Annotated in this window: 14 protein-coding genes; all 14 read left to right on the forward strand. The window is 53.2% G+C overall.

Annotated elements, in window-relative coordinates:
- Positions 1-106 precede the first annotated feature (106 nt).
- The 14 genes from KCG48_RS03985 (at position 107) to KCG48_RS04050 (ending at position 14588) form a co-directional block, all read left to right on the forward strand.
- Positions 107-559: a ribosome maturation factor RimP gene (locus KCG48_RS03985; protein WP_211800087.1), complete on the forward strand. Its 453-nt coding sequence runs from the start codon at positions 107-109 to the stop codon at positions 557-559.
- 16 nt (positions 560-575) lie between these two features.
- Entirely contained in the window at positions 576-1757 is a 1182-nt protein-coding gene (nusA, locus tag KCG48_RS03990) for a transcription termination factor NusA (RefSeq protein ID WP_211800014.1), read from the forward strand.
- A gap of 46 nt (positions 1758-1803) precedes the next feature.
- On the forward strand, positions 1804-2070 hold the full coding sequence (rnpM, locus tag KCG48_RS03995; RefSeq protein ID WP_211800015.1) for an RNase P modulator RnpM: 267 nt from the start codon (positions 1804-1806) through the stop codon (positions 2068-2070).
- Positions 2063-2419, forward strand: coding sequence for a ribosomal L7Ae/L30e/S12e/Gadd45 family protein (locus tag KCG48_RS04000; RefSeq protein ID WP_211800016.1), 357 nt, complete (start codon positions 2063-2065; stop codon positions 2417-2419). Before rnpM ends, KCG48_RS04000 begins: the two co-directional genes overlap by 8 nt.
- Positions 2397-4475, forward strand: a complete 2079-nt coding sequence (infB, locus tag KCG48_RS04005; RefSeq protein ID WP_211800017.1) for a translation initiation factor IF-2 — start codon at positions 2397-2399, stop codon at positions 4473-4475. Before KCG48_RS04000 ends, infB begins: the two co-directional genes overlap by 23 nt.
- A gap of 44 nt (positions 4476-4519) precedes the next feature.
- Positions 4520-4876: a 30S ribosome-binding factor RbfA gene (gene rbfA, locus KCG48_RS04010; protein WP_211800018.1), complete on the forward strand. Its 357-nt coding sequence runs from the start codon at positions 4520-4522 to the stop codon at positions 4874-4876.
- 16 nt (positions 4877-4892) lie between these two features.
- Positions 4893-5837 carry a DHH family phosphoesterase gene (locus KCG48_RS04015; RefSeq protein WP_211800019.1) on the forward strand — a complete coding sequence of 315 codons (945 nt, stop codon included), beginning with the start codon at positions 4893-4895 and terminating at the stop codon, positions 5835-5837.
- Positions 5834-6700 (forward strand): tRNA pseudouridine(55) synthase TruB, encoded by an 867-nt coding sequence (gene truB, locus KCG48_RS04020; protein ID WP_211800020.1) that lies wholly within the window; start codon positions 5834-5836, stop codon positions 6698-6700. The genes KCG48_RS04015 and truB overlap by 4 nt, the downstream gene beginning before the upstream one ends.
- An 8-nt stretch (positions 6701-6708) precedes the next feature.
- Positions 6709-7638, forward strand: a complete 930-nt coding sequence (locus tag KCG48_RS04025) for a bifunctional riboflavin kinase/FAD synthetase (protein WP_211800021.1) — start codon at positions 6709-6711, stop codon at positions 7636-7638.
- Between the two features lie 113 nt (positions 7639-7751).
- Positions 7752-8015 carry a 30S ribosomal protein S15 gene (gene rpsO / locus KCG48_RS04030; RefSeq protein ID WP_211800022.1) on the forward strand — a complete coding sequence of 88 codons (264 nt, stop codon included), beginning with the start codon at positions 7752-7754 and terminating at the stop codon, positions 8013-8015.
- A gap of 279 nt (positions 8016-8294) precedes the next feature.
- On the forward strand, positions 8295-10412 hold the full coding sequence (locus KCG48_RS04035; protein ID WP_211800023.1) for a polyribonucleotide nucleotidyltransferase: 2118 nt from the start codon (positions 8295-8297) through the stop codon (positions 10410-10412).
- Positions 10413-10574: 162 nt separating this feature from the next.
- Positions 10575-11105 carry an RNA polymerase sigma factor gene (locus KCG48_RS04040; protein WP_211800024.1) on the forward strand — a complete coding sequence of 177 codons (531 nt, stop codon included), beginning with the start codon at positions 10575-10577 and terminating at the stop codon, positions 11103-11105.
- A complete protein-coding gene (locus KCG48_RS04045) occupies positions 11105-11863 on the forward strand; it encodes a hypothetical protein (protein ID WP_211800025.1) in 759 nt (252 codons plus the stop codon). The genes KCG48_RS04040 and KCG48_RS04045 overlap by 1 nt, the downstream gene beginning before the upstream one ends.
- A 151-nt stretch (positions 11864-12014) precedes the next feature.
- Complete coding sequence (locus tag KCG48_RS04050; RefSeq protein WP_331000368.1) at positions 12015-14588, forward strand: FtsK/SpoIIIE family DNA translocase; 2574 nt, start codon at positions 12015-12017, stop codon at positions 14586-14588.
- Positions 14589-14701 lie beyond the last annotated feature (113 nt).

Raw genomic sequence — 14701 nt, forward strand, 5'->3', positions numbered from 1 at the left:
GCGCAACTGGATTGAAGTTGCGTTTTTCCATATCTTCCCCCCCTGGGGGAAAGATGGGAAGATGTATGGTAAAATGAGCACAAGAAAAGAAATGGAGCGTGAAAAAATGGAGAAGCTGAACTTGCTGGAAGACCTGTTCCGCAGGGAAGTGGAAGGTTTGGGGTACCGCCTGTATCATATGGAGTACGTCAAGGAGGAGGGCATGAACATCCTCCGGTTCTACATCGACCGGCCGGAAGGCATCGCCCTGGAAGACTGTGAGAAAGTCTCCCGACGCATGAGCGATCTCTTGGATGAGAAGGATCCCATTGCCGAAGATTACAATCTGGAGGTCTCCTCCCCGGGAATCTTCCGGACCCTGTTCACCCTGGAGCACATGAAAGAAGCCCTGGGGGCCCAGGTCATGGTACGGACGAAAAAACCCGTCAAGGGCGCGAAGAAATTCAAAGCCATCCTGAAAATGGCCGATGAGACGATGATCGTCGTCACCCTGGGGAATGAGGACGTGGAGATTCCCATGGACAATCTGAAGCAGCTGAATATTGAAGTTGACTTATAAAAGGTAGGAGGAAAAAATGGCAAAGGCAACGGAAAAAAAGAAAGACGAAGTGATCCTGGCCCTCAAGGCCATCGCCGAAGAAAAGGGGATCAGTGAGGAAATGCTGTTCATGACACTGGAAGATGCCATGATCGCAGCCTACAAGAAGAATTATGCCAACACGGGAAGTCAGAACGTACGGGTGAACATTGACCGGGAAACGGGCGAAATCAAGGTGTATTCCCTGCGGCAGGTGGTGGAGGAAGTTTTTGACGACAATGATGAAATTTCTTTAGCGGAAGCCAAGGAAATCAACCCCCGCTACGAGCTTCTGGACTATGTGGAGAATGAAGTGACCCCAGCAAACTTTGCCCGGGTGGCTGCCCAGTCTGCCAAGCAGATTGTCACCCAGCGAATCAAGGAAGCGGAAAGAAGCATCCTCTACAATGAGTACCATGAGAAGGAATTCGACATCATCATGGGTACCGTGCAGCGGAAGGAAAAGGGAAACATCTACATCGACCTGGGCAAGACCGAAACGGTTCTTCCCCTGCAGGAGCAGATGCCTGGAGAAAACTATGAGTTCAATGACCGAATTCTGCTCTATATCGTGGAAGTGAAGCAGAATCCCAAGGGACCCATGATCTCCGTCTCCCGTACCCATCCGGGACTGGTGAAGCGACTTTTCGAAAAGGAAGTGCCGGAAATCTACGAAGGCATCGTGGAGATCAAGGCCATTTCCCGAGAAGCCGGTTCCCGAACCAAGATCGCCGTCTGGTCCAATGATCCGGAAGTGGAGCCCATGGGCGCCTGCGTGGGCCCAAGGGGAACCCGCGTCCAGAGCATTGTCAACGAGCTGCGCAATGAAAAGATCGACATCATCAAGTGGTCCAAGGATCCCAAGGAGTTCATCGCCAATGCCTTAAGCCCTGCCAAGGTGCTGGAAGTCATCATCGAGGATAACGGCAACTCCTGCAAGGTCATTGTGGAAGACAATCAGCTGTCCCTGGCCATCGGCAAAGAAGGACAGAATGTTCGTCTGGCCGCCAAGCTCACGGGCTGGAAGATCGATATCAAGAGCCGCCGCCAGTACGAGGCGGAGCTGGAAGCCAAGGCTGCGGAAAAAGCCGAGATCCTGGAGGATGAGGTGCTGACGGAGGCTGTGGAGGCCGGGGATGAAGCATCCGCAGAAACCCTGGAGAATACCAGCGAAGAATAATATCACAGGGCCATGATCCTGATCATGGGAAAGAGAGGTGTTTTGCATGAAGGTGAAAAAAATACCAATGAGAATGTGCACGGGCTGCATGGAAATGAAGCCCAAAAAAGAACTGATCCGTGTAGTTAAAAACAAGGAAGGGGAAATCTCCCTGGACCTGGTGGGCAAAAAACCCGGACGAGGCGCTTATGTGTGCCGCAGTGCAGAGTGTCTGGAAAAGGCATTTAAAACCAAACGACTGTCCCGAAATCTGGAAACAGCCATCAGTGTGGAGATCTACGAGGATCTTCAGAAAGCCGTGGTCCATGAATAACCGCGTGCTGGCTTTTCTGGGCATCGCCAGAAAATCGGGTAATCTCGTTCTGGGTTACAATAAATGCGAGGAAGCGGTGAAAATGCGGCAGCTGAGGCTGCTGTTCATCTCCACCGGTGCCTCACAGAACACAAAAGACAAGTTTTACGGGTTCAGTGAGCGATACCATGTACCCATCCTTGAGGATTTCACTCCTGAAGAATTAGGAAGCGCATTGGGATTAAAAGGAATTGCTGTCCTCGGGGTCAAAGATCCGAACATGGCGAAGAAGATCCGGAGTTTTTATGACAGCAAAGAAGATGAAGAAATAAATGGAGGTGGTCCTATTGTCAAAGATCAGAGTATATGAACTGGCGAAGGAACTGGCAATTACCAGCAAAGAGCTGATTGCATTACTGAAGGATGAATTTGGAATAGAAGTAAAGAACCATATGAGTGTGGTCGAAGAGGAAGATGCAGCCCTCATCAAGGAACTTCTGGCGGACAAGGAAAAGGAACCCATGACCGAGGAAGAAATCAAGCGCGAGAAGAGCATCGTGGAAGAGTACGAAGAAATTCTCGAAGAAGAAGTGGTGGATCTTTCCAAGAAAAAGAAGAAGTCCAAGCGAGAACTGAAGGCGGAAGAAGATGCCCGGAAGGCCCTGGAAGCCGTGGACGGCATTGAAATCGGCGAGTTCATCACCGTCAAGGATTTTGCCGAAAAGATGGAAAAGCCTGTGGCCGAGGTCATCAAGGCCCTGATTTTCAGCGGCATCATGGCCGGCATCAACCAGGAAATCGACTTTGAGACGGCGGAAAAAGCCGCCAAGAAGCTGGAAGTCAAGTTGGTGAAGATCAAGGATGAATCCAGCAGCGTCGAAGAAGATGAAAATGATGATGCTCTGGATGTCAATCTCCAGAAGAGACCCCCCATCGTCACCGTCATGGGCCACGTGGACCATGGCAAGACCTCCCTTTTGGATGCCATCCGAAAGGCCAAGGTCACGGAAAGCGAAGCCGGCGGCATCACGCAGCATATCGGTGCTTATACCATCACCATCAACGGCGAGAAGATCACCTTCCTGGATACCCCTGGCCATGAGGCGTTCACCGCCATGCGTGCCCGCGGAGCTCAGGTCACGGACATCGTTATCCTCGTGGTGGCTGCAGACGACGGCATCATGCCCCAGACCATCGAAGCCATCAACCACTGTAAGGCAGCGAACGTGCCCATCATCGTGGCCATCAACAAGATCGACAAGGAAAGCGCCAACCCCGACCGCGTCAAGCAGGAACTCACCGAGTACGGCCTGGTGGCGGAAGAATGGGGCGGAAGCACCATCTGCGTCCCCGTATCGGCCAAGGCGAAGATCGGCATTGACGACCTTCTGGAAATGGTGCTCCTGACGGCAGAAGTGGAAGAGCTGAAGGCGGATCCCACCCGGCGCGCCATCGGTACCGTCATCGAGTCCCAGCTGGATAAGGGTAGAGGCCCCGTGGCCACCCTTCTCGTGCAGAAGGGAACCCTCAACGTGGGCGATTCCATCCTGGTGGGTTCCACCTACGGACGTATCCGTGCCATGTTTGACGACAAGGGCAAGAAGATCAAGAGCGCTGGTCCTTCCATTCCGGTGGAAGTCCTGGGTCTTTCCGAAGTGCCTGTGGCTGGAGACAAGTTCAATGAAGTCAAGGACGAGAAAACCGCTAGAGGTATGGCTGAAGCCAGAAAAATCAAGGAGAAGAGCCTGCAGCAAAGCTCCATGCGCGTCTCCCTGGAGGATCTCTACAGCCAGGTCAAGGAAGGCAAGATTCAGGAACTGCCCATCATCATCAAGGCTGATGTGCAGGGTTCCATCGAAGCCCTTCGCGGCTCTTTGGAGAAGCTCTCCACCGATGAGATCAAGGTTCGCGTCATCCACGGCGGTGTCGGCGCCATTACGGAAACCGACATTTCCCTGGCTGCAGCGTCCAATGCTGTCGTCATCGGCTTCAATGTCCGTCCGGACAACAATGCCCAGGCCGTAGCGGAGAAGGAAAAGGTTTATGTGAAGACCTACCGCGTCATCTACAATGCGCTGGATGATGTGAAGTCTGCCATGATCGGTATGCTCAGCCCGGACATCAAGGAAGTGATCCAGGGCCGCGTGGAAATCCGTCAGACCTACAAGGTTTCCAATGTGGGCACCATTGCCGGATGCTATGTGTTAACCGGCAAGATCACCCGAAATTCCGAAGTGCGCGTTCTGCGTGGCGGAGTCATCATTCACGAAGGCCATCTGGCGTCCCTGAAGCGATTCAAGGATGATGCCAAGGAAGTCAACGCAGGATACGAATGCGGACTCTCCATCGATAAGTTCAATGATCTACGGGAAGGCGACATCATCGAAGCCTTCTATATGGAAGAAATCAAGCGAAGCGAGCTGTAATCACAGCTCCTTCCTCAGGAGTATAAGAAAGTGAGGTGCAGAATATGGCAAAATACCGATCGGGACGTATCAATGAAGAAATGAAGAAGGAGATTTCCTCCATCGTCATGAATGGCCTCAAGGACCCGAGAATCACCGCCATGGTCACCATAACCGATGTGGAGGTCACCTCGGATCTTCGTTACGCGAAAGTTTTTGTGAGCATCTTTGGAACAGAAACGCAGAAAGCGGATTCTCTGGAAGCCCTGAAGAGCTCGGCCGGGTTCATCCGCCGGGAAGTGGGCAAGAGGATTCAGCTGCGCTATGTGCCGGAGCTGATTATCACGGTGGATGACACCATCGACCGGGGTATGCATATTGACGAACTCATTCGCAAAGCCAACGAAAAGAAGGAAAGCTAAGATGAGGAGCCGTGCATTGACCGAAAAAATCCATGCGGCAGACCGGCTGGCCCTGGTGACCCACGCCTCCCCGGACGGGGATGCCGTGGGGTCCACCCTGGCCCTGGCTTTGGCACTGCGCGCTTTGGGAAAGACCGTCACGGTGCTTTCCAAGGAACCGGTGCCGGAAAATCTGATGTTTCTTCCCTTGGCCGAGGAGTACGGCCTGACTTCGGTCATGCCCCCGGAAACGGAGCTGCTTCTGGCGCTGGACTGCGGAAACAAGGAACGTCTCTCCATGGAGCGGGATGGATTCGACATGGTGTTCAAGATCAATCTGGACCACCATGTGTCCAATGACCTTTATGGGGATCTTAATCATGTGGATCCCACGGCGTCCTCCACGGCGGAGATGGTGACGGAGCTTATTGAAGATCTGGGCGTAACCCTCAGTGTAGCCATGGCTGAATGCCTGTATACAGGGATCGTGTCGGATACGGGATCCTTCCGCTACCCGTCCACCACCGCCGCCACTCTGCGCTGGACGGCAAAAATCCTGGAAACCGGGCTGGATTTTTCAAAAATTCAGCGGATTCTTTTTGCCACCCGGGATTTTAAGCGGATAAAGCTTTTGGGAAGGGCGCTCATGACCCTGGAACGCTCCTCGGACGGATTTGTCAGCATGATGAACCTGGCCGCGGCGGATTTCAACACCTTGAGCATTCCTGACCGGGATTCGGGAGAAATCGTCAACTATGGCCTGGAGCCTCCGGAAGCGGACGTTTCCATTCTGCTGAAGGAAGCGGAAGGGTTCTATCGAGTCAGTGTCCGGACCAAGGCAGTCATCGACGCGGCAGCTCTTTGCGCCATCTTTGGCGGAGGAGGCCACGTGCGGGCTGCGGGATGCAATCTCAAGGCGGATACCCTGGAAGGGGCAAAAAAACAGCTTCTCCAGGAAATTGAAAGGATGAGGACAGCTTGAACGGAGTCATCAATCTCTACAAAGAACGGGGGATCACCTCCTTTGGCGCCGTAGCAAGAGTCCGGCGGATTCTGGGCGTAAAAAAAGTCGGGCATACCGGCACCCTGGATCCGGAGGCCGAAGGAGTTCTCCCCATCTGTGTGGGAAAAGCCACGAAACTGGTGGATTACCTCATGGCAGGAAAAAAGATCTACCGGGCGGGTTTTCGCTTTGGCGCCGTGTCCGACACTCTGGATGCCTTCGGAGAGGTAACCCCCACGGGCAAGCCCATTCCGGAAAAAGCACAGGTGGAAGAGGCGCTTCTGGCCTTTGTGGGAGAGATCTCGCAGATTCCTCCCATGTACTCCGCTCTGAAGCAAGAGGGAAAGCGGCTCTATGAGCTGGCCCGCCAAGGGGTGGAAGTGGAACGGGAAGCCAGGCAGGTCACCATCGAGACCCTAGTCCTAACCGCATACGGGGAAGGGGAAGGCGAGCTTCTCCTCACCTGTTCCAAAGGAACCTATGTCCGGAGTCTCATCGATGACCTGGGCCGGGCTTTAGGCTGCGGAGCCATTATGACTTCGCTGGTGCGGGAAGGAACAGGTGATTTTGACCTGACCACAGCCGTTCGTCTGAACACCCTGGACGAGGAAGGACCGGCAGCGTATCTTTTGTCCATGGAGGACGTCCTTCGAGGCTACGCGGCACTGACTGTGCCGGAGGCCTTCGAGAAACTGATTCTCAATGGCATGAAAGTGCGGGATGCCCGGCTCACCGCAGAGGTCAAACCCGGACTGTACCGGGGATATACGGCCAAAGGGATCTTCATGGGGATCCTGGAGCGGGATGCGGAAACCCTTTTCCTGAAAGTAAATCTTAGGTGAGGTTGAACATGTTAATAATAGATGAAAAAGCCAGAGGCGATTTTAAAGACGGAACCTACATCGCCCTGGGAAGCTTTGATGGGCTCCACAAGGGCCATATGACGCTGATCAACAAGGTGGTGGATGAAGCCATGGCCGACGGACTGAAAAGTGCGGTCTACACCTTCAAGAATCACCCCTTGACGGTGGCGAATCCCACCTTGGCGCCGAAGCTTCTCATGGACACCAAACAAAAAATTCATCTTTTGGCCAGCAAGGGCGTGGATGTGACGATTTTCGTCTCCTTCACCCAGAGCTACATGCAGATCGAAGCGGAGGATTTCATCCAGCTTCTGATCCGCGAGTACAACGCCAAAGGTTTTGTGGTGGGCTTCAACTACAAGTATGGATACCAGAACAAGGGCAACGTGGACACCCTTCGGGAAATGGCCGACCGGGTGGGCTTCAAGCTCTTCGTCATGGATGCCGCCCTCAGTGACGATGACGTGATCAGCAGCACGCGGATCCGGAATCTGATTCTGAAGGGGGAGATGGAGGAGGCCAACAAGCTTCTCTTCGAGCCCTTCATGCTTCGGGGCACCGTCATCGGGGGCAAAAAGCTGGGCCGAAAGCTGGGCTTCCCCACGGCCAATATGAGTTATGACACCAAGTATGTCATTCCGAAAAACGGAGTATACTACACCAATGTTCTGCTCCATGGCGAGCTCCACAAGGGCATCACCTCCGTTGGTTACAACCCCACGGTGGATGGCCAGGGATTGTCCATTGAGACCCATATTTTGGATTTCGACGCTGAGATCTACGGAGAAGAGCTGCAGCTCTATTTCCTGGAGTATATGCGCGATGAAGTGAAATACCGCTCCCTGGATGACCTGGTGGAGCAGCTGCATAAAGACGAGCAGCATGCCCGCGGCATGGAACTTTGCACCTTATTATAAGTTGCAGGGCAGGGGTCTTTGTGATATAATACGTTACGAACCATGAACTATGTTATTAGGTTTGCTGTCTTTTAACTTGGTCATTGGGGATAAACATTCAGGAGGAATAGCAAATGGATAAGGCAAGAAAACTTGAACTGATTCAGACTCACGCAAGACACGAAGGAGATACCGGTTCACCGGAAGTGCAGATCGCTCTGCTCACCGAGAGAATCAACTCCCTCACCGAGCATCTTAAGATCCACAAGAAGGATCACCATTCCAGAAGAGGTCTGCTCATGATGGTTGGTCAGCGTAGAGGTCTTCTCAACTATCTGATGGCTGAAGATATTGAACGTTACAGAGATATCATAGCTAAGCTTGGAATCAGAAGATAATTAAACCATGTGCTCTGAGCCTGCTTATTTTCAAGCAGGCTTTTAGTATATCCGGAGTCGCAAACGTTTTGCGGCTCAAAAACAATCAAAAAATCAGCTGATCTGCAGGCAGACAGGGATTTTTTGGGATGATCGTTCTGGTATTTTTTAAAAACCCAAGGATATAGCCGGAGGAAAGAGAACAGCTGTATCTTTCGCTTTTTAAAAAATCCACTGGAACCGAGGGTCTCATGAAAATCCTTGACTGCAGGCGGCAGTGAATTAAAAGGAGATGAACCCATGCAAATCAAGAAAGAGATCCAAGTGGCCGGAAGAAGTTTCGGCGTCGAATTCGGTGACCGGGGAATGCTTTCCGACTCCGCCGTATTCATGAACTACGGCGACACCGTCGTCATGGTCAATGCCAATGCTTCCGAGAAGCCCAGAGACGGCATCGACTTCTTCCCCCTGTCCGTGGAATATGAAGAGCGTCTTTACTCCGTAGGAAAAATTCCCGGAGGATTCATCAAGCGTGAAGGCCGTCCTTCCGAAAAGGCAATTCTGTCCGGAAGAGCTGTGGATAGACCGCTGAGACCGCTGTTCCCCAAGGGATACCGCAATGACGTGCAGGTCGTGTGCACCGTCATGTCCGTGGAAAATGACAATCTGCCGGAAATTCTCGCCATCAACGGCGCCTCCCTGGCACTGCTTCTCTCCTCAGTTCCCTACACCACGCCTTTAGCGGCAGTGATGGTGGGCCTGGTGGACGGCGAGTTGGTTCTGAACCCCACCTCCAAGGAGCGGGAAGTCAGCAAACTGAACCTCACCGTCTGTGCCACAGAGAGCCGCGTCATGATGATTGAAGCCGGCGCCTATGAAGTGGATGAAGACACCATGATCAAGGCGATTTCCTTTGGCTTTGAGGCTTGCCAGCCCATCATCGCCTTCGAAAAGGAACTCATGGCCGCCTACGGCAAGGAAAAGAAAGTTCCTGTGCTCTACACCTTGGATGAGAATGTGGAGAATGAAGTCAGAGCCTTCGCCAAGGATCTGGTGGCGGAAGCCATGCATATCACCGACAAGGATGAGCGCAGCGTGAAAATGGATGCGGTAAAGGCTGCGGTTTCTGCAGAATTTGATGCCAAGTATCCGGAAAACAAGAGCGATATCGCTGAAACCCTGTACATGCTCCAGAAGGAGACCGTGCGCGATATGGCTATTCTTGAGCATAAGCGTGTGGATGGCCGTGCCTTCGACCAGATTCGAAATCTGGCGGCAGAAGTGGCCCTTCTTCCCCGAACCCACGGTTCAGGCCTCTTTACCCGAGGATCTACCCAGGTTCTTGCCGTGGCGACCTTAGGGGCCATCGGCGATATCCAGATTCTGGATGGCGTCAGCGAAGAAGAAAGCAAGCGTTATATTCATCACTATAACTTCCCTTCCTATTCTGTCGGCGAAACCCGCCCCATGCGTGGACCGGGACGTCGGGAAATCGGACACGGCGCTCTGGCCGAGAAGGCTCTGGAGCCTCTGGTGCCCAGCGAAGAAGAATTCCCCTACACCATTCGTGTCGTCTCCGAAGTGCTTTCCTCCAACGGATCCACTTCTCAGGCATCCGTCTGTGCCTCTACTTTGGCCCTGATGGATGCAGGCGTTCCGCTGAAGCGGCCGGTGGCAGGTATTGCCATGGGACTCTTCACCACGGATGATCTGTCTCAGGAAGAAATTGTCACCGATATCCAGGGCGTGGAAGACTTCTTCGGCGACATGGACTTCAAGGTGGCCGGAACATCCGAAGGCATCACCGCCATCCAGGTGGATACGAAGATTGCCGGACTTTCTCCCTGGTGCATCGAAAAAGCCATCCGGGATGCCAAGACCGCCCGTATGGAGATTCTGGAAGTCATGGCTGGAGCCATTACGGCACCCCGTCCTGAGGTCTCCCAGTATGCACCCAAGATCTTCACCATCACCATCAATCCGGACAAGATCCGTGAAGTCATCGGTTCCGGCGGTAAAGTCATCAACAAGATCATTGCCGATACCGGCGTAAAGATCGACATCGATGATTCCGGAAAGGTCTTTGTCGGCGGACCGGACATTGAAATGGTCAAGAAAGCCATCGCCATCATCGAAGGCATCGTAAAGGAAGTGGTTCCCGGGGAAATCTACCTGGGCAAGGTTGTGAAACTGGCCACCTTCGGCGCCTTCGTCGAAATTCTCCCCGGCAAGGAAGGTTTGGTTCATATTTCCAAGCTGGATTCCAAGCGTGTGGAGAAGGTGGAAGATGTGGTTTCCATGGGTGACGAGATCCTCGTCAAGGTCACGGAAATCGATCAGCAGGGAAGAATCAATCTTTCCCGCAAGGATGCCTTGGTGGAAATGGCCAAGCGCGAAGCCGAGCAGAAGTCTGAATAAGATTCGCGATGAAGGATGGACGAAAGTCCATCCTTTTTTTCGTCGCGAGGAACTCTCGATTCCCAAGTTTTGAAACCGGAATATTAACAAATCGTGAATTTTCACACCAGACGAAACTTTTATACACCTTTGGGGGTAGATAGGGTACAGGAGGGAAAAGCCATGACCAAGGACAGGACTGAGGCCATAAGACAAATGCAGCAAGGAAATCCGGGCTCCTTCCGGCCTCTTTATGATGCCATGGTGGAGGAAGCCATGACGGTGGCTTTGGCGGTCCTACGGGACCGGGAAAGCGCCAAGGAAGTGCTCCAGGAAACCTTTATCCGCGTCTATACCCATTGGGATCGGTATGATCCCCGCCGCGACTTTGAACCCTGGTTTTTCCGGATTCTTCTCCATGAATGCCGGCGGTATCAGCGAAAATCTCAGCGCTGGCCCATTCCGGTGGAGGAGCTTCAGCTGGCATCGCCGGAAGAGGACATTCCTTCAGAGGTTTCTCCCCTGGAAGGAATGGTGGAGGCGCTGCCCCCGGAGGACCGCATTCTTCTGCAGCTGAAATATGTTCAGGGGTTTTCGGAAAGGGAGCTAGCCACCATGCTGGACATGCATCCGGGGAAAGTCAAAACGAAGCTGTACCGACTTCGAACAAAGCTACGTCAGGAACTGGAATCGAGAAAGGAGGATTCACGATAATGGGAAAGAATGTAGACGAAGAGCTAAAAAAAGCACTATCCTCTTCGGCTTTGCTGGAGGAGGAGGAGAAAGAGGAACTGTGGCAGGCGGTAAAAACTGGGATCAGCGTAGCTGAAAAAGGGGGAGGACGAATGAACGCGAAGAAGAAAAGACCGTGGGTCTGGCTGAAATATGCGGCCGCTGCCCTGATCTTCCTGGTAGTGGGAACGCTAACCACCAAGGAAGGGCAGGCAGCCATACGAAACCTCTACGATCTTCTGGTGCCCCAAAAGACAATTGTGGAAGAGCTGGAAGGGGAGAAGGAAGAGACGGAAGTGACCCTAAAGGAAATGAAGGCAGGCTATACGATCTATTTTGATGAAAACCGCTACTTCATCGAGGAGAAGGAGGGTTATGACATCATCGCGCCACTGCCGGTGGACGGGATGACCCTTTCGGACAAGTACTTCATGGAGATTCGGCAGGAGGAGGATAAATCCCCTGAGGAGCTGGCCACAGCCAAGGGACTGGAACTGACCCAGCGTTACGAGCAGACCGTAGGGCCGGAGGAAGTGGAAGATCCGGTGAAAGGCTGGGCAGTTCGAGGAAAAAGCTATACCGGCGCCATGGTTCTGGAGCGGTACTATTATGTGGACAATACCAAGGGCGGAAGCTTTGAGATTCGCCAAATGCTGACCATCGAGGCCGAATCCGGTCACGGGGCGCGGTTCAACAACATGCTGGGCGAGTTCCGGATTGTAGAGATTCCTGCAGACTAACGCGTTGTAGAGAAGAAGGGGAGAAATCCTCTTCTTTTTTGTCGGCAAAAATCACCGGGTTCAGGGGGCAGAAGGCCCTGAAGTTCCCATTGTGCGCAGAATTATGGTAAAATGGACATAGTGTATTGAACCAAGGCAGGAGGTGGGTCACGTGAAGACCACACAAGGAAAAGGACAGCCGGGAAAGACCGGGACAAAAACGGGAACCAAATCTCCTGGAACAGCAGGGAGAACAGCCTCCCGCACCACCAAAACCACCAAAACCACCAAGGGTAAATCCCCGAGGAAAAGCGGAAAAACCCCTCTCGACGAGAACCGCCGGATTTTCTATCTGGAGCTGGCGGGACTCTTTCTCCTGAGTTTGGGAATCTTCACGCTGATCTCCATGCTCTCCTCCAGTGTGGGAATCCTGGGCCAATCTATACGAAACACCATGGTGGGCCTGCTGGGACTTTTGGCCTACGTGTTTCCCATCCTGTTTATTCTCATGGGTACCGCGCTGATTCTTCGTCGTCCGGGGATCTTTTCCAACAAGAAAACCTACGGACTTCTCCTCATGGTGGTGACCACCGCCATGCTGCTCTCGCTGAACCGCATGGAATCGGTGCATAAGGAAGGGATCCTGGTGACGCTGAAGAATCTCCTGAATCTCAGTGATGGTCATCACGGGGGTATTCTTGGACTTCTTGTGGCCATCCCTTTTTATCGCCTCACGGGCCCTCTGGGCACATACCTCATCGCCGGATGCTTCTACATCGTGGGCTTGGTGCTCATGTTCAACACCACGGTGTATGATTTCCTCAAGAAGGGAAATCAGGCGCGTCTCGTGGCCAAGGACCGCATGGCGGTTCGTTCCCAGGGGAGACTGGAAGCCAAAGCCCAGCGAAAGGCCGGCGATGAAGCGCGAAAGATTGAAGAAAAACTGAAGATCCTGGAGATGATGGATCAGGGCGACCCCGCAGGAGCGGCCCCCGTGGCCCCGGAGCAAACCACCAAGTCTCCCTTTATCTCCCTGGATTTGGATCCGGAGGAAGCCTTGACCAAGGTGCTGTCCGGAGAAGATGAGGTTTCCCGGGAAATCCAGATCACCGGGAAAAATCCGGAATATCTGGCGAAGCATGTGGAACTGAAAACTCCAGATTCTGATCTTCCCGTAGGCCTGGAGCTGGAAGAAAAGCCCCAGGAAGCGGTGGAAGAGAAGATCCGCATTCCTTTAGAGAGACGGAAAAAAGAAACTGCAACGCCAGAGGCAAAGCTGGAAGGTGCGCAAATCGCTTTGGAAGAGATTGAACAGAAACCTCAGTATGAGTTTCCGGAAATCGCGCTGCTGAAGAAGAACATCAAGGGAATGCTGGATAACCAGGATCGCAATGAGATTCTGGAAAACGCGAAGAAACTGGAAGAGACCCTCCAATCCTTCGGGGTGGAGGCTCGGGTGGTCAATGTGTCCAAGGGACCTTCCGTGACCCGCTATGAGCTCCAGCCCAAGGCTGGGGTGAAGGTTTCCCGCATCGTCAGCCTATCCGATGATATCGCCCTGGCTCTGGCAGCCCGGGGGGTCCGCATCGAGGCCCCCATTCCGGGGAAGGCTGCCGTGGGCATTGAAATTCCCAACCGGGAAACCACACCGGTGTATCTTCGGGAAGTCATTGAGGACGGTAAGTTCCAAAAAAGCACGAGCAAAATCTCCGTCGCCCTGGGCAAGGACATTTCCGGAGAACCCATCATCGGGGATCTGGCGAAAATGCCCCATGTGCTCATTGCCGGAGCCACAGGCTCGGGAAAATCCGTCTGCATCAATTCCCTGATTATCTCCATTCTCTACAAGTATGACCCAGAGCATGTCCGGCTGCTCATGGTGGACCCCAAGGTGGTGGAACTGAATGTCTACAACGGCATTCCCCATCTGCTCATTCCCGTGGTCACGGATCCGAAAAAGGCCGCAGGAGCCCTGAACTGGGCTGTGAATGAGATGACCCGCCGTTATCAGAGTTTTGCCGAACATGGCGTGCGGAACATCGAGGGCTTCAATGAGCTCACCAAAAAGAAGAAAGAACTGACTCCGCTGCCCTATATTGTCATCATCGTGGATGAGCTGGCGGATCTCATGATGGTCTCCGCCAACGAGGTGGAGGACTACATTGCCCGTCTGGCCCAGATGGCCCGGGCGGCAGGGATGCATCTGGTCATTGCCACCCAGCGTCCCTCGGTGGATGTCATCACGGGCGTCATCAAGGCGAATATTCCTTCCCGCATCTCCTTCGCCGTTTCCAGCGCCATCGATTCCCGGACCATTCTGGATTCCGGAGGCGCCGAGAAACTTCTGGGCAAGGGCGATATGCTGTACTATCCCGTGGGGGAACAAAAGCCCAAGCGAGTCCAGGGGGCCTTTATCTCTGAGGAGGAAGTGGAAGCCATTGTCTCCCGGATCAAGGTTCACAAAGATCAGCTGGTCTACGATGAAAGCATCCTGAATCATATTGAAAAGGGCCGGGAGACGGAAGAAGAGGATGAAGAGAGCGATGAGCTCTTCCTGGAAGCCGTTCGTGTGGTCATTGAGGCCCAGCAGGCCTCCACGTCTTTCCTGCAGCGGAAAATGCGCATCGGCTACAACCGGGCAGCCCGCATCATGGATCAGTTGGAAGAACAGGGGGTCATTTCGGGGAGGGACGGCTCGAAACCGAGACAGGTTCTCCGCAGTTCTGCTGATTTCCTGGATGACTAGTTCTTGTTTATCTTTTCAAACTGTGAGAAGATGATATCAAGGATTATGAATTTCTTAAGCCCCAGCGCTTATAATCAGCTGTAGAAAGCCTTGGGCCTTTGGGCTAAGCACAG

The organism is Proteiniclasticum sediminis, from assembly GCF_018128025.1.
Classification (GTDB): domain Bacteria; phylum Bacillota; class Clostridia; order Clostridiales; family Clostridiaceae; genus Proteiniclasticum; species Proteiniclasticum sediminis.

What these genes read in the sequence shown, in the direction of transcription:
- KCG48_RS03985 (WP_211800087.1), top strand. Translation starts at nt 107, where the DNA reads ATGGAGAAGCTGAACTTGCTGGAAGACCTGTTCCGCAGGGAAGTGGAA.
- nusA (WP_211800014.1), top strand. Translation starts at nt 576, where the DNA reads ATGGCAAAGGCAACGGAAAAAAAGAAAGACGAAGTGATCCTGGCCCTC.
- rnpM (WP_211800015.1), top strand. Translation starts at nt 1,804, where the DNA reads ATGAAGGTGAAAAAAATACCAATGAGAATGTGCACGGGCTGCATGGAA.
- KCG48_RS04035 (WP_211800023.1), top strand. Translation starts at nt 8,295, where the DNA reads ATGCAAATCAAGAAAGAGATCCAAGTGGCCGGAAGAAGTTTCGGCGTC.
- rbfA (WP_211800018.1), top strand. Translation starts at nt 4,520, where the DNA reads ATGGCAAAATACCGATCGGGACGTATCAATGAAGAAATGAAGAAGGAG.
- KCG48_RS04000 (WP_211800016.1), top strand. Translation starts at nt 2,063, where the DNA reads ATGAATAACCGCGTGCTGGCTTTTCTGGGCATCGCCAGAAAATCGGGT.
- KCG48_RS04025 (WP_211800021.1), top strand. Translation starts at nt 6,709, where the DNA reads ATGTTAATAATAGATGAAAAAGCCAGAGGCGATTTTAAAGACGGAACC.
- KCG48_RS04040 (WP_211800024.1), top strand. Translation starts at nt 10,575, where the DNA reads ATGACCAAGGACAGGACTGAGGCCATAAGACAAATGCAGCAAGGAAAT.
- rpsO (WP_211800022.1), top strand. Translation starts at nt 7,752, where the DNA reads ATGGATAAGGCAAGAAAACTTGAACTGATTCAGACTCACGCAAGACAC.
- KCG48_RS04045 (WP_211800025.1), top strand. Translation starts at nt 11,105, where the DNA reads ATGGGAAAGAATGTAGACGAAGAGCTAAAAAAAGCACTATCCTCTTCG.